This is a genomic window from Streptomyces sp. NPDC001407 (assembly GCF_042895325.1).
Classification (GTDB): domain Bacteria; phylum Actinomycetota; class Actinomycetes; order Streptomycetales; family Streptomycetaceae; genus Streptomyces.
On record NZ_JBIAWF010000003.1, the window covers coordinates 120971 to 144991 of the forward strand.

Genomic DNA, 24021 nt, shown 5'->3' on the forward strand with positions numbered 1-24021 from the left:
TGTTAGGGAAGGATGGGCATGTCCACTGACCCGACAGTGCGTTACGAGCGGCAGGGCCCGGTGGCGACGGTCACGATGAACCGGCCGCGGTACCGCAACGCGCAGAATTCCGCGATGACTTACGCCCTCGACGACGCCTTCCAGCGAGCCGCGGCGGACGACGGGGTCGGGGCCGTGATCCTCGCCGGGGCCGGTGAGCACTTCTCCGCGGGCCATGACATCGGCACCCCGGAACGCGACGCCCATCTCCCGCACGCGCGCCGGGCGGGCCTGTGGTGGGACCACTCCGACAAGGCGGGCGCGGACGGCCGCTTCGCCCGCGAGTCCGAGGTCTATCTGGGCATGTGCCGACGGTGGCGCGAACTGCCCAAGCCGGTGATCGCCGCCGTCCAAGGTGCCTGCGTGGCGGGCGGGTTGATGCTGGCGTGGGTCTGCGACCTGATCGTGGCGAGCGACGACGCGTTCTTCGCCGACCCGGTCGTCCGGATGGGCATCCCCGGTGTCGAGTATTTCGCCCACCCGTGGGTGATGCCTCCGCGCGTGGCCAAGGAGTTCCTCTACACGGGCGACCGGATGAGCGCCCGGCGCGCGTACGAGATCGGCATGGTCAATCACGTGGTGCCGCGCAGTGAACTCGCCTTGAAGTCAGAGGAGTTGGCCGCACGCATGGCACGGATGCCGCGCATGGGACTCGCCCTCGCGAAGCGGGCCGTGAACCAGGCCGAGGACCTCCAGGGCCTGCACAGCGGCCTCGACGCGGCCTTCGCCCTCCATCACCTCGCACACGCCCACAACGCCGAGACCGGCGGCGGTCCGCTCGGCGGCATGGACGTCGCGGCGATGAAGGCGAAGGAGCGCGGCGCCTGATGGACCTGGACCTGACGGAGCGGCAGGAGGAGTTCCGCACCGAGGCGCGCGCGTGGCTCGCCGCGCACGTGCCGCGCACTCCCCTGCGCTCCCTGGAGACGCGGGAGGGGTTCGCCGAACACCGTGCGTGGGAACGGACGTTGGCGGCGGACCGGTGGTCGGTGGTCTCCTGGCCGACGGCGTACGGCGGCCGGGGCCGTTCACTGCTGGAGTGGCTGCTCTTCGAGGAGGAGTACCACGCCGCCGGCGCGCCCGGCCGGGTCTCCCAGAACGGCATCGGCCTGCTCGCCCCGACCCTCTTCGCCCACGGCACGGAGGAGCAGCGCGCCCGTGTGCTGCCGCCGATGGCGAGCGGCGAGACGGTCTGGGCGCAGGCGTGGTCCGAGCCGGAGGCGGGCTCCGACCTCGCGGCCCTGCGGTCGGCCGCGGTGCGCGAGCGGGGCGGCTGGGTGCTGCGCGGCCGGAAGACCTGGTCGTCCCGCGCGGCCTTCGCCGACCGGGCCTTCGGGCTGTTCCGCAGCCACGCCGACCCGGACCGGCCGCCGCACCACGGGCTGACGTACGTGATGTTCCCGCTGGACGCGGACGGTGTGACGGTGCGTCCGATCGGCCGCCTCGACGGCAAGCCGGCCTTCGCGGAGATCTCGCTCGACGACGTGTTCGTGCCGGACGCGGATGTGATCGGCGAGCCCGGGCAGGGCTGGGGCGTCGCCATGAGCACCGCGGGCAACGAGCGCGGGCTGACCCTGCGCAGCCCCGGCCGCTTCCTCGCCACCGCGCACCGGCTGGCCGCCCTGTGGCACGAGAGGGCGGACCCGGGCGACACGGCGCTCCGGGAGCGGGTGGCGGACGCGGCCATCAGGGCGCGGGCCTACCAGCTGTTCACGTACGCCCACGCGGAGCGGCTGGCCGCCGGGGGCTCGCTCGGGGCCGAGACCAGCCTCAACAAGATCTTCTGGTCCGAGCTGGACCTCGCGCTGCACGAGACGGCGCTCGATCTGCTGGGCGCGGAAGGCGAGTTGCTGGACGAGGCGTGGGCCGAGGGCTATGTCTTCGCGCTGGCGGGTCCGATCTACGCGGGGACGAACGAGATCCAGCGGGACGTGGTGGCGGAACGCCTGCTGGGCCTGCCGCGCGGGCGGCGACGGCCGTGAACTCCGGCACCCTCCTCCGGCGAGAGGACATGGCGTGAGGCTTTCGCTCGACACCGCGCAGCTCGACTTCCGGCGCGCGCTCGCGCGCATGCTCGCCGAGGCCGGCACACCGGCGGCCACCCGCGCATGGGCCCGGGGCGAGCACGGTCCGGGGCTGGAGCTGTGGAACCGGGCGGCGGCCATGGGCGTCTTCGGGCTGGCCACCCCGGAGGCGTACGGCGGTTCGGGCATGCTGCCCGTGGAACTCGCCGTCTCCTTCGTAGAGCTGGGCCGCCACGCGGCGCCCGGCCCCTACGTCGAGACGGTCGCTGCTGCGGCGCTCCTCTCCCGCCTGGCCGAGCGCGGTGTGACCGCTCCCGCCGCGACCTGGCTCCCCCGCGTCGGCACCGGGGCGGCCCGGCTCACCCTGACCCTGCCCGGCGGCGGCCCGTACGCCCTGGACGCGGACGCGTGCGACGCCGTCCTGACCGTGAGCCCGGCCACCCTGTGGCTGACCACCGGCCACGGCCCCGTACGGCCGTCGCTCGATCCCGCGCGGCGGCTCGCCCTGCCGGACGGCGGCGGCGAGGTGCTGGCCACGGGCCCGGCCGTGCGGGAGGCGGCGGCGTACGCGGCGGACCTCGCGGCGTTCACGGTCGCCGCGCAGGCGCTGGGGGTGGGATGCGCGCTGCTGGAGCGCACGGTCGCGTACGTCCGGCAGCGCACCCAGTTCGGCTCGGCGGTCGGCGCGTTCCAGGCGGTCAAGCACCGGCTGGCGGACGTCCTGGTGGGCCTGGAGTTCGCCAGACCGCTGATCTTCGGCGCGGCCGTCGCGCTCGCGGCGGGCGCGCGGAGCGCCCCGGCCGAGGTCGCGGCCGCGAAGGCCACCGCCTGCGACGCGGCGTACGCGGCAGCCCGCACGGCGCTCCAGTTGCACGGGGCGATCGGCTACACGGCGGAGTACGACCTGTCGCTGTGGCTCGGGAAGGCCCGCGCCCTGCGCTCCGCCTGGGGCACTCCGGCGGAGTGCAGGGCCCGCGCGATGAAGTTATTTTTCAAGTAAAACACTTGCTAACCTTTTGGTATGCCCGAACAGACCCCTCGCCGCTTCCCCCTGCGCGGCACGATCCGGCTGAACCGCGCCGGGGACATCTGGCACAAGCCCGCGTTCAGCGCGGTCGCCGCGATCGCGGTCCCCGACGCCGCCCTGCTCGCCACCGACCGCCTCGACCTCGCGCTCTACACCTCGGCCGGGGCGCTCTGCGCGCTCTACGGCCACGCCAGGCCGTACGCGGCGCGCGCCCGCACGCTCGCCGGGGTGGTGCTCGGCATGGCCACCGGAGTGGGGGTGGCGCTGACGGCCTCGGCCCTGACCGGCTCCGTCGCACTGCTGGTCGTGGTCGCGGCACTGCTCGCGGCGGCGCAGAAGACACTGTGCGACGCCTTCCGGACCGGCCCGCCGGGCAGCATCGTCCTCACCTTCGTCAGCTCCACCGCGTGCTTCGTGCCGCAGCGGCCGGCCGATGTGCCCTGGCACATCGGGCTCGTCCTGGCCTGCGGCGCGTTCGCGTGGCTGATCTGCATGGCCCCGGGGCTCGTACGGCCGCACGGTCCGGAGCGCATCGCCACGGCCCGCGCGCTGGAGGCCGCCGCCCGGCTGCTGCGCGCGGACGCGGAAGCCGCTCCGCGCGCCCGGCACAGCGTGCTCGTCTTCACGGGCGCGGCACGGGCGGAGCTGCGACGCGCGACGGGGCGGCGCCGGGCCGAGGCGCTCGCCGGCCTGGAAGCCCTGCTCGTACGGGCCGAGTCGGCGAGCGCGGGCCGGTCCGATGCCCACGCTGAGGCGGAGCTCTACGACACCTGGGCCCGGGACCTGCGCAAGGGGCGCGCGCTGCCCGGCGACGTCACCGGCGGGGTCTCGCCCGGAGTGAGCCCGTCCGGCGGGCCCACCGCCCTCGACCGGCTGCGGCCCGGTTCGCCGCTGCTGCCCGTCGGGGTCCGGGTCCTGGCCGGGGGCACGCTCGCGGGCTGGGCGGCCCAGGCGGTGGGGATCGGCCATCCGTACTGGGCGGTGGTGACGGCCGCTTCAGTCCTTCAGGCGAATTCCGTGCTGTCCTGGCAGCGTGCCGTCCAGCGCGTCCTCGGCAACTTCCTGGGGCTGCTCCTCTTCACGGCGCTGCTGCCCGTGGCCCGGACGGGGGCCCTCGCCATGGTGCTGCTGTCGGTCGCCTTCCAGTTCGGCGCCGAGGCCCTCATCGCCCGCAGCTACGCGCTCGCGACCGTCTGTGTCACGCCCATGTCGCTGCTGCTCGGGGAATTCGCGGGCAGCCATCCCGCGGGCCGTCTCGTCAGTGACCGCTGGGCGGATACGCTCGTCGGCGCGGTGATCGGCCTGCTCGCCTGCGCGCTGGTCACCGACCGGCGCTCGGCGGACCGGGTCGACGCCGCGGTGGGCCGGGTCACCGAGGCGCGGGCCACGGCCCTCGCGCTGCTGGACGCCCCGCACTCCGCCCACGAAGCGGGCCGGGCCCGCGACCGGCTCGCGACCGCGCTCGTGGAGATGCGGGAGGCTGCCGACGCGGCCGCCGGCGAGTGGCGGCGGCGCACGCTCCCGCACGAACGGGTGGAGCGCGCCGAGCGCGACGGCCACCACACCCTGGCCGCGCTCGTCCGGAGCCTGGCCACGGCCGCGGCGTAGCCGGGACCCGGCCCTGTCACCGGGCCTGTCACCGGGCGGCCGGCGCGGGACGGCAGAATCTTGTTCCGGAGCACCCAGCCGAAAGGAACCCCCACCGTGACCGAGGACGTCGTCGCGCGCGTGCTGCGCCAGTGGCAGCAGGTCCATCCCGGGCTCGACACCGCGCCGATGGCCGTGATCGGCCGCCTCAACCGCTGCGCGGCACTGCTCGCGCAGGCGACGGACGCGCCGCTGGCGCGGGAGGGGCTGGCGCGCGCGGAGTTCGACATCCTCGGCACGCTGCGGCGCACGGGCCGGGAACTGTCACCCGGTCAGATCGCGCGGGAGACCTTCGCCTCGGGGGCGGCCGTCACCAAGCGGCTGCGCGTGCTGGAGGAGCGCGGCCTCGTCACCCGCCGCGCCGACGAACGCGACCGGCGCGTGGCCCACCTCTCCCTCACCGAGGCGGGCACGGACCTCATCGACCGCCTGTTGCCGCGTCAGCTCGCCTACGAGAGCACGCTGCTGGACGGGCTCGGCGACGAGCGGCGCGACGTGCTGTCGGACACGCTCGGGGAGTTGCTGATCCTTCTCGAGGGGCGGCTCGGGGGGCTTCAGCCGTAACCGTTGGCGGCGGTTCGTCGTATCGGGTGCGGGTCCTTTGCCGCCTGCGGGTCCTTTGCCGCCTGCGGGTCCTTTGCCGCCTGCGGCGGGGACGCCCTTCCGGGGTCCCCCCGGACGAAGTCTGGGGGAGTGTCCTCATACGCCGGACGGGCTGGGTTTGGCCGATGTGATCGAGCCTCTTCAGGCAGGCCTCAGGACGTGAGGCAGATACCCCTGCCCCGTATTGATCTCATCGCCGTCCCCCCTTGCTCCGCCATACACCCCGGGGGTATACATGTCTCCATCAGATACCCCCAGGGGGTATCCCCTCAGCCCCAGGAGTCGGCGATGACCACCACGGCCACCCAGGTCGAACTCACCATCGGCGGGATGACCTGCGCCTCGTGCGCCGCGCGCGTCGAGAAGAAGCTCAACCGCATGGACGGCGTGGAGGCCACCGTCAACTACGCCACCGAGAAGGCCAAGGTCACCTACCGCGACGACCTCTCCGTCGCCGACCTCGTCGCCACGGTGGAGGCCACCGGCTACACCGCCGCCGTGCCCCGGCCCGTACCGGAGGCCGGGCCGGAACCCGGGCCCGGCGACGGCGGTGAGCTGCGCACGCTGCGGCAGCGGCTCCTCACCGCCGTGGTGCTCGCCGCGCCCGTGGTCGTGCTGGCGATGGTGCCGGCCTGGCAGTTCACGTACTGGCAGTGGCTGTCCCTGACCCTGACCGCCCCCGTCGTCACCTACGCGGCCTGGCCCTTCCACCGCGCCGCCTTCACCAACGCCCGGCACGGCGCGGCGACCATGGACACCCTGGTCTCGGTGGGCACCTCGGCCGCGTTCCTGTGGTCGCTGTGGGCGCTGTTCTTCGGGAGCGCGGGCATGCCGGGCATGACGCACCCCTTCGAGCTGACCATCGCGCGCGGCGACGGCGCGGGGAACATCTATCTCGAAGCGGCCGCCGGGGTGACGGCGTTCATCCTGGCCGGGCGCTACTTCGAGGCCCGCTCCAAGCGCAAGGCCGGGGCCGCGCTCAAGGCCCTGCTGGAGCTCGGCGCCAAGGAGGTGACCGTCCTCCGCGGCGGCCGCGAGGAGCTGATCCGCACCGAGGAGCTCGTGGTCGGCGACCACTTCGTCGTCCGGCCCGGCGAGAAGATCGCCACGGACGGCACCGTCGTCGAGGGCACGTCCGCCGTGGACGCCTCGATGCTCACCGGTGAGTCCGTGCCGGTCGAGGTGGGGGCGGGCGACGGCGTCACCGGCGCGACGCTCAACGCGGGCGGGCGGCTCGTCGTGGCGGCGACCCGCGTCGGCGCGGACACCCAGCTGGCCCGCATGGCCGAGCTGGTGGCGGACGCCCAGAACGGCAAGGCGGCCGCGCAGCGGCTCGCCGACCGGATCTCCGCGGTCTTCGTGCCCGTGGTCATCGCCCTCGCGCTCGGCACGCTGGCCTTCTGGCTGATCAGCGGCGCGGGTCCGACGGCCGCGTTCACGGCCGCGGTGGCCGTGCTGATCATCGCCTGCCCGTGCGCCCTGGGGCTCGCGACGCCGACCGCGCTCATGGTCGGTACGGGCCGGGGCGCGCAGCTCGGCATCCTCATCAAGGGGCCCGAGGTGCTGGAGACCACGCGCAAGGCCGACACGATCGTGCTGGACAAGACCGGTACGGTCACCACCGGCCGGATGACGCTGCTCAAGGTGCACACCACCGAGGGCACCGCGGAGGCCGAGGTGCTGCGGCTCGCGGGCGCTCTGGAGCACGCCTCCGAGCACCCCATCGCGCGGGCGATCGCCACCGGGGCGGCAGAGCGCGTGGGCGCGCTGCCCGTACCGGAGGACTTCGTCAACGCTCCCGGGCTCGGCGTGCAGGGCGTCGTGGACGGTCACGCGGTGCTCGTCGGCCGGGCGAAGCTGCTCGACGCGTGGTCGATGCCACTGCCGGCGGCGCTGGCCCGTGCGAAGGAGGAGGCCGAGGCCGCGGGGCGTACGGCGGTAGCGGTGGCCTGGGACGGCGAGGCCCGCGCGGTGCTGGAGGTCGCCGACGCGGTGAAGGGGACGAGCGCGGAGGCCGTCCGGCGGCTGCGCGCGCTGAGGCTGACGCCGATCCTGCTGACCGGCGACAACCGCGCCGTCGCCGAGGCCGTGGCCGCCGAGGTCGGCATCGACGAGGTGATCGCCGAGGTCATGCCGGAGGACAAGGCCGATGTCGTCAGGCGCCTTCAGGGCGAGGGCCGTTCGGTCGCGATGGTCGGTGACGGCGTCAACGACGCGGCCGCCCTGGCCCAGGCCGATCTGGGGCTCGCGATGGGCACCGGCACGGACGCGGCGATCGAGGCGGGCGACCTCACGCTCGTCCGCGGCGACCTGCGGGTCGCGGCCGACGCCATCCGGCTGGCCCGGCACACGCTCGCGACCATCAAGGGCAACCTCTTCTGGGCGTTCGGCTACAACGTGGCCGCGCTGCCACTGGCCGCGGCCGGCCTGCTCAACCCGATGATCGCGGGAGCCGCGATGGCCTTCTCGTCGGTCTTCGTGGTCGGCAACAGCCTGCGGCTGCGGCGGTTTTCCGCCGAGTAGGCGCTCACCGGGGGCGGTCGTCCGCACCGGCACGCCCCCTGACGTGCCGTCATGCGCGGGCCGGTGAAATGAGCCCCCTGTACCCGGTTCATGATGAATCGGTAACAGGCGAACCCGCCGCCCTCCACAGCCCCTCTTCGATGGTGTCAATCACCGCCGACAGGGAGGGCAGAAGCCATGGCGCTGCAGAAGAAGCACACGATCCGGATCGCGGCCGCGGCGGCGGTCCTCTCGGTGGCCGCGGGCACCATCGCCGTGGCCGCCGAGCACGGCGGGGGCGGCGGGAACAGCGCCAAGGTGTCGGACCGTCCCGCGCCCGCGAAGAGTGTGAGCGACGAGATCGTGCGGATCTCGGAGGACCAGGGGAAGACCGTCAACCTCACCTTCGACGACGGCCCGGACCCCACGTGGACGCCCAAGGTCCTGGCCCTGCTGGAGCAGTACGGCGCCAAGGCGACCTTCTGCATGATCGGCCCGAACGCGCAGAAGCACCCGGACCTGGTGAAGAAGGTCGTGGCGGCGGGGCACCGGCTGTGCGACCACTCGATATCGCACGACACGACCATGGACAAGAAGCCGGTGGCGTACCAGGAGAAGGAGATCCTGGACGCGCAGAAGCTCATCGAGGACGCCTCGGGCGGCGAGCCCGTGCGCTACTACCGGGCCCCGGGCGGGGCGTTCACCCCCGACAGCCGGCGGATCGCCGCCGAGAACGGCATGCGCCCGCTCGGCTGGAACGTGGACACCAAGGACTTCGAGCACCCCGGTGTCGAGAAGATCCTGGCCACGGCCAAGCGGGAGCTGAGCAAGGGGCCGACGGTGCTGATGCACGACGGCGGCGGCTCGCGCGCCCAGACCGTCGAGGCGCTCGGCCGGCTGCTGCCCTGGCTGAAGCAGGAGGGCTACACCTTCAGCTTCCCCAAGATCTGAGGGCTTCCCGGCCCCGTCAGGGGGCGGTCGGCGCCGCGGTCCGGGTGGGGAGCTGGGCCGCGGGGAAGGCGTTGTTGTTGTCGCAGACCAGGTCCGAGATGACATAACTGCCGCCACTGAGCTCGACCTTCACGTCCTGGATCGGCCGCCCCCGGGGCGCCTCGGCGTTCGCCGCCGTGCACACGAGCTGGCTGCGGGCGACCGGGGACAGCTTCAGCACGTTGTACGGCAGCTGGATGCCCACCCGCATGGTGCCGGTGGTGACGTGGACCTCGCCGTTCGTCTTCGGCAGATCGGAGTACATCCCGCGTTCCCTCTCCGGCTGGTTGGTCCCCTTCAGGAGCAGGCCGACGGCGTCCTCCGGGCCGACCGTGTCCCCGGCGTCCCGGCTGCTGGAGGCCATGCCGGTGGGCGTCATGAAGTAGAGCCTGACCTCGTAGGTGTTGGTCACCCCCGGCTTCCTGGCGCCCGTGGCGGGCTGGCCGGCGTCGATGGCGTCGGTGGTGGTGACACCGCAGCCCGCGAGCGTGGTGAGCAGCAGCGCGGCGGCGGCCGCGCGCGGCTTCCCGGCGGGGATCCTCATGCCTCCTCACCCCCGCCGAGGCGCAGGGGCAGATCCACGGTGAACACCGCTCCTCCTCCGGGTGCGTTGGCGGCCCGCACCGTCCCTTCGTGCAGGCGGACGTTCTCCAGGGTGATGGCGAGACCGAGGCCGCTGCCCTCGGAGCGGGCGCGGGCGGAGTCGGCCTTGAAGAACCGGTCGAAGACGTGCGGCAGCACGTCGGGGTCGATGCCCGGCCCGCGGTCCGCGATCTCGATCAGCAGCCGCTCGCCGGTGACCCGTTCCTCGGCGCGGACCGCGACGCTGACCGGTTCCCCGCCGTGCTTGAGCGCGTTGCCGACGAGGTTGGCGACCACGACGTCGACGCGCCGCGGGTCCAGCCGGGCCCGTACGCCCTCGGGCAGGTCGGCGGCCACCTTGTCCTGCCAGCCCCGTGCCTGGAGGGTCTTGCGCACGGTCTCCGAGACGTCGACCTCGTCGAGGTGGAGGGCGGCGGCGCCCGCGTCGAAGCGGGAGATCTCCATCAGGTCCTCGACCATGCGGGCGAGCTTCCCGGTCTCCTCGCTGATGAGCCGGACAGCGTAGGCGGTGTCGGGGTCGAGCGTGGCGGCGTCCTCGTCGAGGACGTCGACGACGGCGGTCATGGCGGCCAGCGGGGTGCGCAGCTCGTGCGAGACGTCGGCGGCGAAGCGCCGGGAGTTGGCCTCCATGCGGCGCAGCTCGGCGACGTTCTCCTCCAGTGCCTCGGCCATGTCGTTGAAGGTCCGGGAGAGGTCGGCGAGCTCGTCGCGGCCGGTCACCCGCAGCCGGGTGTCGAGCTCACCGACGGCGATCTTCCGGGAGGCGCGGCGCAGTTCGCGTACGGGCCGCAGCACGCCGCGGGCGGCGATCAGGGCGGGCACGGCGGCGAGGGCGACGGCGGGCAGGGCGCCGCTCTGGGCGGCCTTGACCAGGGCCTGCACATTGGCCTCGTCCTCGCGGAGCGCCATCTGGGCGTAGACCTCCAGGCCGGAGGGCCGGCTGGTGTCCTTGAAGGTGACGGGCAGGCCGATGGCGAGCCAGGGGTCGCCGTCGATGTCCATGCGCTGGAAGGCCGGGATGCCGGAGCGGACCTTCTGCTGGAGGCCCTGCGGGATGGCCCGGTTGGCGTCCACCGGGGGCACCATCGCCCCGCCCTGGTAGCGGAGGTGGATGATCCAGCGCTGCGCGCCGCCGGCCGCGGCGAGCCGGCGGCTGAGGTCGGCCTGGGCCTGCGGGGTCAGCGGGAAGGTGTAGTCGGGCACCTGCGAGTTCACCTGCGAGCGCAGGGAGTCGATGGTGGTGTCCTGGGTGTGCTTGAGGATCGCGGTGCGGGCCGAGCGGAAGGTCAGCCCGGCCGTGGTGAGCGCGCTGAGGGCCGCGACCAGCAGGAAGGCCACGATCAGGCGGGCGCGCAGCCCCCTGGCGGCACCGCGCAGATTCGGGCGGCGGAACTCCGGGCGGCGCGGTCCGCCGAGGCGCGGGAGCAGCCGGCGTGTCACAGGGGTCCGAACCGGTAGCCGAAACCACGCACGGTCTGGATGTACTTCGGGGACCTCGTGGAGTCCTCGACCTTGGTGCGCAGGCGCATCACACAGGCGTCGACCAGCCGCGCGTCGCCGTGGTAGCTGTGCTCCCACACGTGTTCCAGGAGCTGCTGGCGGCTGAAGACCCGGCCGGGCGTCGAGGAGAGGTAGAGCAGGAGCTTCATCTCGGAGGGGGCGAGGGGGAGGTCCTGGCCGTGCTTGGCCACGAGCAGGCCGGCGCGGTCGATGGTGAGGTCGCCGTGCGTCTCGACCGGCTGGGCCACGGCCGGGTCGGGGCCGCCGTCGCCGGGAGCGGCGCGGCGCAGCACGGCCCGGATCCGGGCTTCGAGGACCTCGCCGCGGGCGGGCTTGACGATGTAGTCGTCGGCGCCCGCCTCCAGGCCGAGTACGACGTCGATGTCGTCGCCGCGCGCGGTGAGCATGATGATCGGGATCTGCCGGGTGGCGCGGATCCTGCGGCACACCTCGAAGCCGCTCTTGTCGGGCAGCATCAGATCGAGCAGGACGAGGTCGGGGCGGAAGGTCTCCATGGCGGCGATACCGGCCTCGCCGGTCGCGGCGCCCTCGACCTCGTGGCCGCGGCGGCGCAGGGTGAGCGTGACACCTTCCCGTACGGCTCGGTCGTCCTCGATCAGAAGCACGCGTGACATGCGGCCAGTATCCGTCCCATCAGCACACCAGTACGACATTCGGCCCTCCGGGCGGCCGAACTGTCACCGACTGCTCATATTCGCCGGAGCGGCGCCGGGCAGGGCGCCGGCGAGGACGGGCCACAGGCCGGGGTCCTCGAAGCCGAGCGCCCACAGTGCCGTCCCCGCGACCCCGTACTTCCGAAGGACGCGCAGGTGGTCGGCGGTCCCGCGGGCGTCCTGGTACCAGACCTCGCGCTGCTTGCCGTCCTCGGTGTAGGTGAAGTGCGGGGTGTGCGCGACGGGGTCCAGGGCATAGGGCGCGCCGGTCCTGCGGCGCAGCTCCTCGGCCTCCCGCCAGGTGCGGTGGGTGGCCCGGCCGGGGTCGCCCACGGCGTGGTCCCAGCCGTAGGCCGGGATGCCCATCTCGATCTTCTTCGCGGGGAGCCTGGCGGTGGCGTAGCGCAGGATCTCGTCGTACCAGTCGGGGGTGGAGAGCGGGCCGGGCGGGGCGAGGGCGTCGTGGAGGTTGTAGCCCATGATCCGCAGCCGGTCGAGGGAACGGCCCAGCCGGGCGTAGTCGAAGACGGGGCCGAGGTCGTGGCCGGGGGTGGCGGAGCGGGGGAAGACGGCAGCCGTGCACTGCTTGCGCAGCGCGTGCAGCCGCTCGCAGACCTCGCCGGTCAGGGCGGTGAAGCCGGTGCGCACCCGGTCGAGGAGTACGGGGTCGGCGGCGCTGTCGTTCATCTGCTCGTAGTCGAGGTCGAGGCCGTCGTACGGGAGGTCGGTGACCAGGCGCAGCAGGGTCTCGACGTGTGTGGCGCGGGTCCTGGGGTCTCCCGTGAGGTCCGCCATCGCGGCGGCGCCAAGGGTCTCGGTGACGGTGGGCACGACCTTGATCCCCGCCTGGTGCAGGCCGTCGATCACGGACCGGTCGCCGGCGCCGGGGTGCGCGGTGACGTGGTCGGCGGCGGTGGTCTCGTACCAGAAGGGGCTGACGGTGTGCAGTTGCTCCGCGTGGGCGAGCGCGTCCCGGTAGGCGCCGGGCTCCCAGTAGGGCAGCCAGGCGGAGACGTCGCGCTGTGGTGGCGGGGCGGCGTCGGCGGGGGCGGTCGCGGGGGCGGCGCTCAGTGCGGCCAGCGCGGCCAGGACCGCTGCGCGGGTGCGGATCATGTGACCAGCGTGGGGCGGGCCGGCCGGTGGCGCGAGCGTGGTTGCCCCGCACGGAGGCCGGGGCTACACCCCCAGATGTCTCCGCAGCAGCTCGCGGAAGTCGTGGTCGAACGCCTCGTAGCGGCTGCGGAGCCGCTCCCCCGGCCAGTGCGGCGGCAGCAGCGCGGCCGGCAGGACCGGGTCCGCCAGGAGGTGGCGGAGGACCGCCGCCGAGACGGTGAACTGTTCGGCGAGGCCGCCCGGGCGCAGCGCCGCCTCCAGCGCGAGGGCCCGCGCCGCCCATCCCTCCAGGTCCCACAGCGTCGCCGCGAGCCGCGCCGGGTCGCCCTCGGGCTCGCCGGTGAGGACCGCGCACTGCTCGGCGACGACGGGGGGACGGTCGCGGACGAGGTTGGCGGGGCGGAGCCAGCAGCCCTCGCGGAGCTCGGCGAGGCGCAGGGCCGCCATCACCTGGCGGAGCGCCGCGCGGTCGGCGGGGGCGCGGCGCTCGGTGGTGACGACGGCGATCTCCCAGCCGCCGTCCCAGGCGCGGGTGCGCGGGGCGCGGCTGTCGTCCTGCCGGGCCTGGCGGGCGAGGAGACGGTCGGTGAGCCGGTAGGTGCCGTCGCGCTGTTCGAGGTCACCGGCGGCGACCATGCGGGTGAGCGCGGTGCGTACCGTGCCCTCGGCGGTGCCGAAGAGCGCGCCCGCGCGGACGAGGGCGCGGGCGGGCAGCGCGGGCGGGTGGTGGCCGAGCAGGGTGGAGAGCACGACCGAGCGCGCGGTCAGCGGCCGGAGGGGCAGGCGGGTGCCGGTGTCGTCCATGGTTGTCGAAACCCTGTTCATTACAGTGCTGGATCACGCATCATAAAACTGTAATGCCGCTGCGCGCCCCGTCCGGAGGTCCCCCGTGAACGCCACCCACGACGTGTTCAACCAGGCCCCGCCCCTGACCGGCTTCACCACCGCCGACGACCCGGCGCTGCTGGAGGCGCTGCGCCGCGACGGCGGCGGCTGGGGCGAGGCGGAGGTGCGCGCGCTGGGGGCGCGCGCTGGGTCGGAGGAGGTCCAGGAGCGGGCGCGGCTCGCGGAGGCGTACCCCCCGGTGCTGCGCACGCACGACCGCTACGGCCACCGGGTCGACGAGGTGGAGTTCCACCCGGCCTGGCACGAGCTGATGGCCGAGGCAGTGGCGAGCGGGCAGCACGCCGCGCCCTGGGCCGAGCCCCGCGCCGGGGCCCATCTGGTGCGCGCCGCGAAGTTCTACGTCTGGGCACAGGCCGAGCCGGGGCACGGCTGTCCCGTTTCCATGACGTACGCCGCGGTGCCCGCGCTGCGCGCCCAGCCGGACCTCGCCGCCGCCTACGAGCCGTTGCTCGCCTCGCGCGCGTACGACTACGGCCTCCGGCCCCCGCTGGGCAAGCGGGGGCTGATCGCGGGCATGTCGATGACGGAGAAGCAGGGCGGCTCGGACGTCCGGGCCAACACGACGACTGCGGTGCCCGCGGGCGACGGTTCGTACGTGGTCACCGGTCACAAGTGGTTCACGTCGGCGCCGATGAGCGATGTGTTCCTGATGCTCGCTCAGGCGCCCGAGGGGCTCACGTGCTTCCTCATGCCGCGGGTGCTGCCCGACGGCACGCGCAACGCCATGCGCCTCCAGCGGCTGAAGGACAAGCTCGGCAACCGCTCCAACGCCTCGGCGGAGATCGAGTACGAGGGAGCCGTGGCCTGGCCGGTGGGCGAGCCCGGGCGCGGGGTGCGCACGATCGTCGAGATGGTCAACATGACGCGGCTCGACTGCGTCATCGGGTCGGCGGCCGGCATGCGGGCCGGGCTGCGGCAGGCGCTGCATCACACGGCGCACCGGCGGGCGTTCGGGGCCGAGCTGATCGACCAGCCGCTGATGCGCAACGTCCTGGCCGACCTCGCCGTGGAGTCCGAGGCGGCCACTGTGCTGGCGATGCGGCTGGCGGCCGCGCTCGACGCCGCCGAGGCCGGTGACCCCGCGGAGGCGGCGCTGCGCAGGCTCGCGCTCGCCGCCGGGAAATACTGGGTCTGCAAGCGCGGCAGCGCGCACGCCGCCGAGGCCCTCGAATGCCTGGGCGGCAACGGCTACGTCGAGGAGTCCGGCATGCCCCGGCTCTACCGCGAGGCGCCGCTGCTGTCCATCTGGGAGGGCTCGGGCAATGTGGGCGCGCTGGACGTGCTGCGCGCGCTGACCAAGGAACCGGCCGCCCTCGACGCCTACTTCGCCGAGGTCGGCACGGCGGCGGGGGCGGACACCCGGCTGGACGCCGCCGTGGTGCGCCTGCGCGGTCTCCTCGGCTCGCTCGCCGACCCGCACCGCGCCCAGCTGCTGGCGCGCCGCGTCGCCGAGCAGCTCACGCTCGTGCTCCAGGGCAGCCTGCTCGTGCGGTACGGCACGCCGGCCGTCGCCGACGCCTTCTGCGCGTCCCGGCTGGACGGCGACTGGGGCCACGCGTTCGGCACCCTGCCCATCGGTGCGGACCTCGGCCCGATCCTGGACCGCGCGCGGGCGAAGGAGACGCTGTGACGGTCCGTACGGAACGCTCCGGCCCGGTGACGACCGTCGTCCTCGCCCGGCCCGCCGCGCGCAACGCCGTGGACGGCCCGACGGCGGCCCTGCTGGCCGACGCCTTCCGGGCGTTCGAGGCCGACGACGCGGCGCGGGTGGCGGTGCTGTGGGGCGAGGGCGGCACCTTCTGCGCGGGCGCCGACCTCAAGGCCTTCGGCACGGAGCGGGGCAACCGCGTCGCGCCCGACGGCGACGGCCCGATGGGCCCGACCCGGCTGCGGCTGTCGAAGCCGGTCATCGCGGCCGTGAGCGGTCACGCGGTCGCGGGCGGGCTGGAATTGGCTCTGTGGTGCGATCTGCGGGTGGCGGAGGAGGACGCGGTCTTCGGGGTGTTCTGCCGCCGCTGGGGCGTGCCGCTGATCGACGGCGGCACGGTGCGGCTGCCGCGGCTGATCGGGGCGAGCCGGGCCATGGACCTGGTCCTCACGGGCCGCCCGGTGCCCGCTCCGGAGGCGTACGCCATGGGCCTCGCGAACCGCCTGGTGCCGCCCGGCGGGGCCCGGGCCGCGGCGGAGGAACTGGCCGCGGAGATCGCCCGGTTCCCGCAGTCGTGCCTCCGGAGCGACCGCGCCTCCCTGCTGGCACAGGAGGGCCTCCCAGAGGACGAGGCCCTGGCGGCCGAACTCGCCCACGGGCGCACCTCCTTGGCCGAGGCGGCCGAGGGCGCGGCCCGCTTCGCGGCGGGCGCGGGCCGGCACGGGGACTTCACCCACCTCTGAGGCCCCGGATCCCCGCTCCCCGTAACGGAGTTGCACGTTACGTTTCTGCACACAACGCACACAGTTCTTCATCCCATCGAAGGGATTACGCCGGGGAATTGGCCGCGAGGCGCGCGCGACCGCCAAGATCTGCGTCGTGAGTGGATGGGTACGGGCAGGGCGTACGGGCATCGTGACCTTCGCGGCCGTGCTGGCGACAGCGGCGGGCGCGCCGGCACCTGACGGCGACCTTGGTCCCGCGGCGGGCGGGCCGCGCCCCTCCCACGCGACCGCCGCCCCCGGCACCACCCGCGCCGCGCCGCCGCCGGAGCATGAGCGCGACGGAAGCCGCCCGCCCTCGGTCCGTGTGACGAGCGACGGGCCGGGCGATCTCTCGCCGTCGGTCGTCATCGACGACGGACACCACCGGCAGGTCCGGGTCTCCGGCGGCGGGGGCGACGACGCCACCTCGGTGGTCATCCGGGGGCGCGGCTGTCTGACGGTGCTCTCGCACGGTGCGGAGAGTTCGGCGCTGATCAGTGCCGACTGCCCTCAGGCACCGCCGCCGCCCGTACGGACGGCCGGTCCCCGGCCCGCGCCCCGCGCCCCGGCTCCCCCGTCACCACGGCCCACGCCGCCCCCTCCACCACCGCCCGCCCCGGCCCCCGCCGCCGTCGTGGTGAAGCGCGCGGCACCCGCGCCGCCGCCCCCGGCGCCCTCCGCTCCACCGGCCCCGAACCCCGTGCCCGCGGTCGCCGCGGCCCACATCGCGCCCCGTACCTACCACCAGGCGGCCGGATTGCCCGCCCCCGGCGGCTCCTCGCCGGTCATCCTCATGCTGGTGCTCACCGCCCCGGCCGTGCTCGCCGCGGCCATGCTGCGGCCGCGCGGCGGCGGTGGCGGTGGGCGGAGCTGACCCACCGGTACGTCGTCCCACCTGTTCGCCCCCTTGTCCACCCCCGCTCTTCCCGGAGGTTCCCTTGGCCGAGTGGCTGGTCCTGACCCTCGCGATGGCCGCCGCGTGCGCGGTCGTCCTGACGATCACCGTGCTCCGGGAACGCAGGCTGACCGAGGACGACGACCCCTCCGAGACCCCCGACGTGATCGAGTACATGACGATGATGATCGGGGTCGTGTACGCCATCGTGCTCGGCCTGGCCATCGCCGGTGTCTGGGAGGCGCGCAACACCGCGCAGGACGGCGTCCGCGCGGAGGCGCAGGCGCTGCACGAGGTCAGCGAGCGGGTGCAGGCGTACGCGCCGGCGGTCCGGGACCGCACCCGTGAGGACGTCGACGCGTATGTGAGCTACGTGGTCCACAAGGAATGGCCGGTGATGCTCAAGCGGGGCGAGATCACCGACCGCAGCGAGCAGTTGCTCGCCAAAGTGCGGGAGGACGTCACCTCGTACGTGCCGCGCGACGACCACGAGTCGCAGTCGTACCAGCCGCTGCTGGACCAGGTGGGGGCCGCGGACGCCGCGCGCTCCGCGCGGGCGCAGAACGCGAACGACACCATGCCGGGCGTGGTGTGGTTCGGGCTGATCGGGGGCGCCGTGGTCGCCGTCGGGCTGATCTTCACCCTCCAGATCCGGCGCTCCCCACGCGAGTTGCTGCTCGCGGGTGTCTACAGCGCGATGATCGCCTTCCTGCTCTTCCTCATCTGGGACTTCAACACGCCCTTCGGCCACGCGGTGTCGGACGCCGTCGGCCCGTTCACGGACATGTTCGCCACCTGACGGGCAGTCGCTTGAGCCCGTTCTGGAGGTTGGACGTCAGCCGCACCGGTTCGCCCGCGAGCTCCAGGCCGGGCAGCCGGTCGACGGCCGCCCGCAGCATGGCCCGCAGTTGGGTGCGCGCCAGGTGGGCGCCCAGGCAGAAGTGCGGCCCGTAGCCGAAGCTGACGTGGTCGTTGGGGGTGCGGGTGATGTCGAAGCGGTCGGGGTCGGGGAAGACGCTCTCGTCGCGGTTGGCGGAGGCGTGGTAGACGACGACCTTCTCGCCGCGCCGGATGCGCACCCCGGCCAGCTCCGTGTCGCGGGTGGCGGTGCGCCGGAAGTCGATGACGGGCGGCCAGTAGCGGAGCACCTCCTCGACCGCCGTGTCCGTCGTGGCGGGTTCGGTCCGGAAGAGCTCGTACTGCCCGGGGTGGTCGAGGAGGGTGAGCAGCCCGCCGGGTATGGCGTTGCGCAGCGTCTCGTTCCCGGCCACCACGAAGAGGAAGAACATCGTCTCGAACTCGTCGCGGGTCAGCCCGCCCGCGCACATGCGGGCCAGCACGCTGCCGGGCCGGACCTCGTCGGCCAGCGCGTGGGCGTAGGCGAACATGTCGGCGAGCCCCTCGCGCGACCGCGGGCTGATCATGCTGCCGTCGGGCCGGGTGAGCGTCGGCGGGCGGTGGGCGAGGGCCGCGCGGCCCATCGGGCTCAGCGCCTCGGGGTCGGCGGTGCTGGACTGCGCGTGGTCGGCGTCCTGGTAGCCGATGACGCGGTTCGACCAGTCGTAGAGCAGCAGCCGGTCCTCGTCCGGCACCCCCATGAGGTGGGCGAGGGTCCGCACGGGCAGGTCCGCGGTGAGCTCCACGAAGTCCGCCGCGCCCCGCCCGGCGACGCCGTCCACGAGCGCACGGGCGCGGGTCTCGATGACGGTCTCCAGCTCCCGGACGGCCCGCGAGGTGAACGCCGAGGCGACGATGCGGCGCAGCCGGGCGTGGCCGGGCGGGTCCTGGTTGAGCATCATGGCCCGGACGAACGCGAGCTCCTCCGCGGTGCCGGGGTCGCGGAGCTGGGTGGCGCCCAGGTGCGAGGAGTAGACCTCCGGGGTGCGCAGCACGCGCTTGACGTCGGCGTGCCGGAATACCGCCCAGTAGCCGGGGCCCGCGGGCCAGGGACCCACGGCCGGTTCCCCGATCCGGCAGACGGGGGCGCTCGCCCGTAACTCGCGGAAGCGGGCGTAGGGCACTCCGCGGGCGTAGGTGCCGGGGAGGAAGACGTCGGAGGTCACCTCGGGTGCGGTCACCTCGGGACCGTACGCCCTCCTCTGGCGGGCACGTCAAGGGCTCGCCACAATGTCGGAGGGTCCCCTGCGCCCATGGTGAGAGGCGAGGGGGGGACGATTTGACGGCACGCGGACAGGGAACGAGAGCAGGAAGCGGGAAGCAGGAAACGGACGGAGGTACGGACCGTGACCGACACCGAGTCCGACAGGGCGGACGCCGCCCGTGTCGTCGGCGAAGCGGAAGTGGACGCGCTCGTGCGGGGGATCTGCTTCAAGACCGGGCCACCGCGGCGCCTCGGCGTCGAACTGGAATGGCTCGTCCACGATCTTCGCGACCCCGCCCGTCCCGTCCCCCCGGCCCTGCTGGCAGCCGCCGTCGACCGGCTGCGGACCCTGCCGCTGAAGTCCCTGCTCACCCTCGAACCCGGCGGCCAGGTGGAGTTCAGCTCCCGGCCCGCGGAGTCCCTCGCCTCCTGCGTGGCGGAGGTCTCCGCCGATCTCGCCCTCGCCAGGCCCGCACTGCGCGACCTCGGCCTCGTCCTCGCCGGTTACGGCCTGGACCCCTGGCACCGGCGCCACCGCGTCCTCGACACGCCCCGTTACGACGCGATGGAGGCCCACTACGACCGCCTGAACGGCGCCGGGCGCACCATGATGTGCCGGACGGCGTCCGTGCAGGTGTGCGTGGACGCCGGCTTCGAGGAGCCGGGGCCGCTGGGGTTCGGACGGCGGTGGCGGCTGGCTCACCTGCTGGGCGCGGTGCTGCTGGCCGCGTTCGCCAACTCCCCGCTGCAGTCGGGCCGCCCGACCGGGTGGCGTTCCAGCAGGCAGGCCACGTACACCCGGATGGATCCGGGGCGCACCCTGGCCCCCGACGGGACGCTGGAGCCGCGCGCGGCCTGGGCGCGGTACGCGCTGGACGCCCCGGTGATGTGCGTGCCGTCGGGCGAGGCCGCGTCCTGGCGGTCGCCCGCGGGCCTGGACCTGCGGGGCTGGATCCGCTCGGGGCGGCCCCGGCCGGTCACCGCCGACGACGTCGCCTACCACCTGACAACGTTGTTCCCGCCGGTGCGGCCGCGGGGCCACCTGGAGCTGCGCATGATCGACGCCCAGCCCGGGGAGGACGGCTGGCTGGTGCCGCTCGCCGTGACCGCCGCGCTCTTCGACGACCCGGTGGCCGCCGAGACCGCCTATCGCGCGGTGAAGGCGCTCGCGGACACCGCGGGCCCGGACCCCGCGCCGCGCAACGCCCTGTGGCGCAACGCGGCGCGCCGCGGCCTCGCCGACCCCGAGCTGCACGGGGCCGCCGTCACCTGCTTCGCCGCCGCCCGCGAGGCACTGCCCCGGCTGGGTGCGCCGCCCCATGTCCTCGCCGCCGTCGACTCCTTCGTCACGCGCTATGTCGACCGGCGGCGATGTCCCGCCGACGACGTCCTCGACCACGTCATCGGCAAGGAGACCCGCACATGACCAGCACCGCGCGGGATCCCGAACCCCTCCGGCAGCGCGCCGTGACCGCCCTCGTCACGGCGCGCGAGCGCACCCGGCACCTCACCGGCTGCGTGGACGAGCCCGAACTCCTCGCCCAGCACTCCCCCTTGATGTCCCCGCTGGTCTGGGACCTCGCGCACATCGGCAACCAGGAGGAGCAGTGGCTGCTGCGCGCGGTGGGAGGCCGTGCGGCGCTGCGCCCGGAGATCGACTCCGTGTACGACGCCTTCGAGCACCCGCGTGCCCGCCGCCCGGCACTGCCGCTGCTGCCGCCCGCCGAGGCGCGGGGCTATGTCGCGGACGTGCGCGGCCGGGTCCTGGACCTGCTGGAGACCACCCCGCTGCGCGGCGCCCCGCTGGTGGAGGCCGGTTTCGCCTTCGGCATGATCGCCCAGCACGAGCAGCAGCACGACGAGACCATGCTGATCACCCATCAGCTGCGCCGGGGCCCGGCCGCGCTCACCGCGCCCGAGCCGCCGCCCGCGGCGCCGGACGCGGGCCTGCTGCCCGCGGAAGTCCTCATCGAGGGCGGCCCGTTCACGATGGGCACCTCCACCGAGCCCTGGGCCCTCGACAACGAACGGCCCGCCCACACCCGTTTCGTGCCGCCCTTCTTCCTCGACACCCTGCCGGTGAGCAACGGCGCGTATCTGCAGTTCATCGAGGACGGCGGCTACAGCGACCCGCGGTGGTGGCTGCCCGAGGGCTGGGAGCAGGTGCGGGCCCATGGCCTGGCCGCGCCGCTGTTCTGGCGGCGCGAGGGCACGGCCTGGGTGCGGCGGAGGTTCGGGGTCGTGGAGCCCGTACCGCCGGACGAGCCGGTGCTGCACGTCAGCTGGTACGAGGCGGCGGCCTACGCCGCCTGGGCCGGGCGGCGGCTGCCCACCGAGGCCGAGTGGGAGAAGGCCGCCCGCCACGACGCGGCCTCGGGCCGCTCGCGCCGCTACCCGTGGGGCGACGAGGACCCGACGCCGGCCCACGCCAACCTGGGCCAGCGCCATCTGCGCCCGGCGCCGGCCGGCGCGTACGCGGCGGGTGACTCGCCGCTGGGTGTACGGCAGTTGATCGGTGACGTGTGGGAGTGGACGGCGAGCGACTTCCTGCCGTACCCGGGCTTCCGGGCCTTTCCCTACCGCGAGTATTCGCAAGTGTTCTTCGGCAGTGCCCACAAGGTGCTGCGCGGCGGGTCCTTCGCCGTCGACCCGGTCGCCTGCCGGGGCACTTTCCGCAACTGGGACCTGCCGGTCCGCCGGCAGATCTTCGCCGGGTTCCGTACGGCCCGCGACGCGGAGTCGTCCTGATGTGCCGTCATCTCGCGGTCCTGGGACCGCGGTCCACGATCGGCGCGACCGTCACCGAGCCGCCGCACTCGCTCGTCCGCCAGTCGTGGGCACCCCGCCGACAGCGGTACGGCACGGTCAACGCGGACGGCTTCGGCATCGGCTGGTACGCGCCGGGCGACCCCGTGCCCGCGCGCTACCGGCGGGCAGGTCCCGTGTGGGGCGACCAGACGTTCGCCGACCTCGCCCGGGTGGTGCGCACCGAGGCGCTGCTCGCCTCGGTGCGGGACGCCACCGAGGCGGACGCCGACGGGGAGGCGGCCACGGCGCCGTTCTCCTCCGGGCCCTGGCTGTTCAGCCACAACGGGGCGCTGGCCGGCTGGCCGGACTCCGTCGCCGCGCTCGCCGCCCCGCTGCCCCCGGGGGCGCTGCTGCGGCTGGCGGCGCGCTGCGACTCGGCGTTCGTCTGGGCGCTGGTCGAGCACCGGCTGCGCGAGGGCGCGGACTTGGGGTCCGCCCTCGCGGGGGCGACCCTGGCGCTGGCCGGGGCCGCCCCCGGCTCCCGGCTGAACCTGCTGCTCACCGACGGGGCGACCATCGCGGCGACCGCCTGGGGCGACTCGCTCTGGTGGCTTCGCGCCCCCGTGGGGCGGACCGTCGTCGCCTCCGAGCCCTATGACGACGACCCCGCCTGGCGCGAGGTCCCCGACCGCACCCTGCTCACCGCCACCCGCGCCGGCGTCGCGCTGTCGCCCCTCTCCCCGCTCGCCCCGCACTCCGCGCTCAAGGAGCCCGTTCTGTGAGTCCGTTCGCCCTGACCCGCACCCTTCCCGTCGACGCGACCGCCGCCGCCCTGCGCGCGGACGTCGCGACCGGGCTGACCCGTACCCCCAAGGCGCTCCCCCCGAAGTGGTTCTACGACGCCCGCGGCAGCGAGCTGTTCGACGCGATCACCCTGCTTCCCGAGTACTACCCGACGCGCGCGGAGCGGGAGATCCTCCTCACCCGGGCCGCCGGGATCGCCGAGGTCCTGCGGCCGCGGACACTGGTGGAGCTGGGCTCCGGCTCCTCCGACAAGACCCGCCACCTCCTTGCGGCGCTGCCCTCCATCGACCACTACGTGCCCGTCGACGTCAGCGAGAGCGCCCTGGAGGGCGCGGCGCGGACGCTGCTCGCCGAGCACCCCGGCCTGACCGTGCACGCCCTCGTCGCCGACTTCCAGTACGGTCTGGCGCTGCCGGACACGCCCGGTCCCCGGCTCCTCGCCTTCCTGGGCGGCACGATCGGCAATCTCCGGCCGGAGGAGCGGGCGGTCTTCTTCGGCGCGGTGCGGTCCGGGCTCGCGCGCGGTGACGCGTTCCTGCTGGGCACGGACCTGGTCAAGGACGAGCGGACGCTGGTCGCCGCCTACGACGACGCCGCGGGGGTGACGGCGGAGTTCGACAAGAACGTCCTCGCCGTCGTCAACCGCGAACTCGGCGCGGACTTCGACCCCGCGGACTTCGACCACGTCGCCCTCTGGGACGCGCGGCGGGAGTGGATCGAGATGCGGCTGCGGGCCCGCAGCGCCGTCGTGGTGAAGATCCCCGCGCTGGATCTCGCGGTGCACTTCGAGGAGGGCGAGGAGCTGCGGACGGAGATCTCGGCGAAGTTCCGCCAGGAGGGGGTGCGCGCGGAACTGGCGGCCGCGGGGCTGGAACTGCGCCGCTGGTGGACCGACGAGGAGGGGCGCTTCGCGCTGTCGTTGTCCGTGCCGGTTAGCCTCGCTGTGTGAACGAGGAGAAGAACGAGCGGCGCGGCGAAGGCATCCCGGCGGGCTTCGAGCGCGGCACGGACGGCCCGAAGGTGATCGTCGTCGGTGTCGACGGCTCCGACACGTCGTGGCGCGCCGCCGCCTACGCGGCCGGGCTGGCCCGTCGGCAGCACGCGCTGCTGGCGATCGTCTACGTCCAGCCGGTGCTGGCGGGCAGCGCCGCGCTCGGGGCTCCCGTGGCGGAGGTGACGGAAGAGGTGGCCGAGGAGCTGCTCGCCGAGATCCGCGCGGCGACGGAGCGGCTGCGGGGGATCCACGAGATGCGGTGGGAGTTCCACACCTTCCGCGGCGACCCCTACGCCGGGCTGGTCAAGGCGGCTGAGGAGCTCACGGCGGACGCGGTGATCGTGGGCGCGTCCGAGCAGGCCGGCCACCGGATCATCGGTTCGGTGGCGGTCCGCCTGGTGAAGGCGGGCCGCTGGCCGGTGACGGTGGTCCCGTAGCG

22 protein-coding genes are annotated in these 24021 nt (G+C 74.3%); 16 read left to right on the plus strand and 6 right to left on the minus strand.

The features are described 5' to 3' along the window. Positions 1-18: 18 nt before the first annotated feature. The 7 genes from ACFY1P_RS06105 (at position 19) to ACFY1P_RS06135 (ending at position 8793) form a co-directional block, all read left to right on the plus strand. The gene (locus tag ACFY1P_RS06105) at positions 19-867 is read left to right on the plus strand and encodes an enoyl-CoA hydratase (protein ID WP_390749862.1); all 849 of its coding nucleotides are present in this window, start codon (positions 19-21) and stop codon (positions 865-867) included. After that, entirely contained in the window at positions 867-2021 is a 1155-nt protein-coding gene (locus ACFY1P_RS06110) for an acyl-CoA dehydrogenase family protein (RefSeq protein WP_390749863.1), read from the plus strand. Before ACFY1P_RS06105 ends, ACFY1P_RS06110 begins: the two co-directional genes overlap by 1 nt. Positions 2022-2055: 34 nt before the next feature. Beyond that, complete coding sequence (locus tag ACFY1P_RS06115) at positions 2056-3063, plus strand: acyl-CoA dehydrogenase family protein (RefSeq protein ID WP_390749864.1); 1008 nt, start codon at positions 2056-2058, stop codon at positions 3061-3063. A gap of 21 nt (positions 3064-3084) precedes the next feature. Continuing rightward, the gene (locus tag ACFY1P_RS06120; RefSeq protein WP_390749865.1) at positions 3085-4698 is read left to right on the plus strand and encodes an FUSC family protein; all 1614 of its coding nucleotides are present in this window, start codon (positions 3085-3087) and stop codon (positions 4696-4698) included. A 96-nt stretch (positions 4699-4794) separates the two neighbouring features. After that, the gene (locus ACFY1P_RS06125; RefSeq protein WP_361520379.1) at positions 4795-5301 is read left to right on the plus strand and encodes a MarR family transcriptional regulator; all 507 of its coding nucleotides are present in this window, start codon (positions 4795-4797) and stop codon (positions 5299-5301) included. 327 nt (positions 5302-5628) lie between these two features. Next, positions 5629-7863, plus strand: coding sequence for a heavy metal translocating P-type ATPase (locus ACFY1P_RS06130; RefSeq protein ID WP_390749866.1), 2235 nt, complete (start codon positions 5629-5631; stop codon positions 7861-7863). Positions 7864-8040: 177 nt separating this feature from the next. After that, the gene (locus ACFY1P_RS06135; protein ID WP_361532223.1) at positions 8041-8793 is read left to right on the plus strand and encodes a polysaccharide deacetylase family protein; all 753 of its coding nucleotides are present in this window, start codon (positions 8041-8043) and stop codon (positions 8791-8793) included. A gap of 16 nt (positions 8794-8809) precedes the next feature. On the opposite strand, the gene ACFY1P_RS06140 is transcribed toward ACFY1P_RS06135, so the two are convergent. From ACFY1P_RS06140 to ACFY1P_RS06160, 5 genes are all read right to left on the minus strand, one after another. Then, on the minus strand, positions 8810-9376 hold the full coding sequence (locus ACFY1P_RS06140) for a hypothetical protein (RefSeq protein ID WP_361532226.1): 567 nt from the start codon (positions 9374-9376) through the stop codon (positions 8810-8812). Beyond that, complete coding sequence (locus ACFY1P_RS06145; RefSeq protein WP_390749867.1) at positions 9373-10875, minus strand: ATP-binding protein; 1503 nt, start codon at positions 10873-10875, stop codon at positions 9373-9375. Before ACFY1P_RS06145 ends, ACFY1P_RS06140 begins: the two co-directional genes overlap by 4 nt. Further along, positions 10872-11570, minus strand: coding sequence for a response regulator transcription factor (locus ACFY1P_RS06150; protein ID WP_361532229.1), 699 nt, complete (start codon positions 11568-11570; stop codon positions 10872-10874). Before ACFY1P_RS06150 ends, ACFY1P_RS06145 begins: the two co-directional genes overlap by 4 nt. Before the next feature lie 63 nt (positions 11571-11633). Continuing rightward, positions 11634-12722 carry a glycosyl hydrolase family 18 protein gene (locus ACFY1P_RS06155; RefSeq protein WP_390749868.1) on the minus strand — a complete coding sequence of 363 codons (1089 nt, stop codon included), beginning with the start codon at positions 12720-12722 and terminating at the stop codon, positions 11634-11636. A gap of 63 nt (positions 12723-12785) precedes the next feature. After that, a complete protein-coding gene (locus ACFY1P_RS06160; protein WP_390749869.1) occupies positions 12786-13526 on the minus strand; it encodes a PaaX family transcriptional regulator C-terminal domain-containing protein in 741 nt (246 codons plus the stop codon). Between the two features lie 85 nt (positions 13527-13611). On the opposite strand from ACFY1P_RS06160, the gene ACFY1P_RS06165 reads away from it, so the two are divergent. From ACFY1P_RS06165 to ACFY1P_RS06180, 4 genes are all read left to right on the plus strand, one after another. Next, a complete protein-coding gene (locus ACFY1P_RS06165) occupies positions 13612-15258 on the plus strand; it encodes an acyl-CoA dehydrogenase family protein (RefSeq protein WP_390749870.1) in 1647 nt (548 codons plus the stop codon). Further along, positions 15255-16019, plus strand: coding sequence for a crotonase/enoyl-CoA hydratase family protein (locus tag ACFY1P_RS06170; RefSeq protein WP_390749871.1), 765 nt, complete (start codon positions 15255-15257; stop codon positions 16017-16019). The genes ACFY1P_RS06165 and ACFY1P_RS06170 overlap by 4 nt, the downstream gene beginning before the upstream one ends. Before the next feature lie 136 nt (positions 16020-16155). Beyond that, positions 16156-16914: a hypothetical protein gene (locus ACFY1P_RS06175; RefSeq protein ID WP_390749872.1), complete on the plus strand. Its 759-nt coding sequence runs from the start codon at positions 16156-16158 to the stop codon at positions 16912-16914. Between the two features lie 64 nt (positions 16915-16978). After that, complete coding sequence (locus ACFY1P_RS06180; RefSeq protein WP_361532247.1) at positions 16979-17734, plus strand: hypothetical protein; 756 nt, start codon at positions 16979-16981, stop codon at positions 17732-17734. Here the strand turns inward: ACFY1P_RS06180 and ACFY1P_RS06185 are convergent. Then, the gene (locus tag ACFY1P_RS06185) at positions 17712-19013 is read right to left on the minus strand and encodes a cytochrome P450 (protein ID WP_361532250.1); all 1302 of its coding nucleotides are present in this window, start codon (positions 19011-19013) and stop codon (positions 17712-17714) included. The two genes, ACFY1P_RS06180 and ACFY1P_RS06185, sit on opposite strands and share 23 nt — an antisense overlap. 165 nt (positions 19014-19178) lie before the next feature. Here ACFY1P_RS06185 and egtA point away from each other — a divergent pair, with 165 nt between their 5' ends. From egtA to ACFY1P_RS06210, 5 genes are read left to right on the plus strand one after another with little or no spacing between them, the layout of a single operon-like run. Continuing rightward, a complete protein-coding gene (gene egtA, locus ACFY1P_RS06190; RefSeq protein ID WP_361532253.1) occupies positions 19179-20462 on the plus strand; it encodes an ergothioneine biosynthesis glutamate--cysteine ligase EgtA in 1284 nt (427 codons plus the stop codon). Continuing rightward, on the plus strand, positions 20459-21784 hold the full coding sequence (gene egtB / locus ACFY1P_RS06195; protein WP_390749873.1) for an ergothioneine biosynthesis protein EgtB: 1326 nt from the start codon (positions 20459-20461) through the stop codon (positions 21782-21784). Before egtA ends, egtB begins: the two co-directional genes overlap by 4 nt. Next, a complete protein-coding gene (egtC, locus tag ACFY1P_RS06200; protein ID WP_390749874.1) occupies positions 21784-22566 on the plus strand; it encodes an ergothioneine biosynthesis protein EgtC in 783 nt (260 codons plus the stop codon). The genes egtB and egtC overlap by 1 nt, the downstream gene beginning before the upstream one ends. Next, positions 22563-23537, plus strand: coding sequence for an L-histidine N(alpha)-methyltransferase (egtD, locus tag ACFY1P_RS06205; protein WP_390749875.1), 975 nt, complete (start codon positions 22563-22565; stop codon positions 23535-23537). Before egtC ends, egtD begins: the two co-directional genes overlap by 4 nt. Next, complete coding sequence (locus tag ACFY1P_RS06210) at positions 23534-24019, plus strand: universal stress protein (protein ID WP_390749876.1); 486 nt, start codon at positions 23534-23536, stop codon at positions 24017-24019. The genes egtD and ACFY1P_RS06210 overlap by 4 nt, the downstream gene beginning before the upstream one ends. Positions 24020-24021: the final 2 nt, after the last annotated feature.

Excerpts from the sequence above, each read along its gene's own strand:
- ACFY1P_RS06105 (WP_390749862.1), top strand. The coding sequence starts at position 19 with ATGTCCACTGACCCGACAGTGCGTTACGAGCGGCAGGGCCCGGTGGCG.
- ACFY1P_RS06110 (WP_390749863.1), top strand. The coding sequence starts at position 867 with ATGGACCTGGACCTGACGGAGCGGCAGGAGGAGTTCCGCACCGAGGCG.
- ACFY1P_RS06120 (WP_390749865.1), top strand. The coding sequence starts at position 3,085 with ATGCCCGAACAGACCCCTCGCCGCTTCCCCCTGCGCGGCACGATCCGG.
- ACFY1P_RS06130 (WP_390749866.1), top strand. The coding sequence starts at position 5,629 with ATGACCACCACGGCCACCCAGGTCGAACTCACCATCGGCGGGATGACC.
- ACFY1P_RS06135 (WP_361532223.1), top strand. The coding sequence starts at position 8,041 with ATGGCGCTGCAGAAGAAGCACACGATCCGGATCGCGGCCGCGGCGGCG.
- ACFY1P_RS06140 (WP_361532226.1), bottom strand. The coding sequence starts at position 9,376 with ATGAGGATCCCCGCCGGGAAGCCGCGCGCGGCCGCCGCCGCGCTGCTG.
- ACFY1P_RS06150 (WP_361532229.1), bottom strand. The coding sequence starts at position 11,570 with ATGTCACGCGTGCTTCTGATCGAGGACGACCGAGCCGTACGGGAAGGT.
- ACFY1P_RS06155 (WP_390749868.1), bottom strand. The coding sequence starts at position 12,722 with ATGATCCGCACCCGCGCAGCGGTCCTGGCCGCGCTGGCCGCACTGAGC.
- ACFY1P_RS06160 (WP_390749869.1), bottom strand. The coding sequence starts at position 13,526 with ATGGACGACACCGGCACCCGCCTGCCCCTCCGGCCGCTGACCGCGCGC.
- egtB (WP_390749873.1), top strand. The coding sequence starts at position 20,459 with ATGACCAGCACCGCGCGGGATCCCGAACCCCTCCGGCAGCGCGCCGTG.
- egtC (WP_390749874.1), top strand. The coding sequence starts at position 21,784 with ATGTGCCGTCATCTCGCGGTCCTGGGACCGCGGTCCACGATCGGCGCG.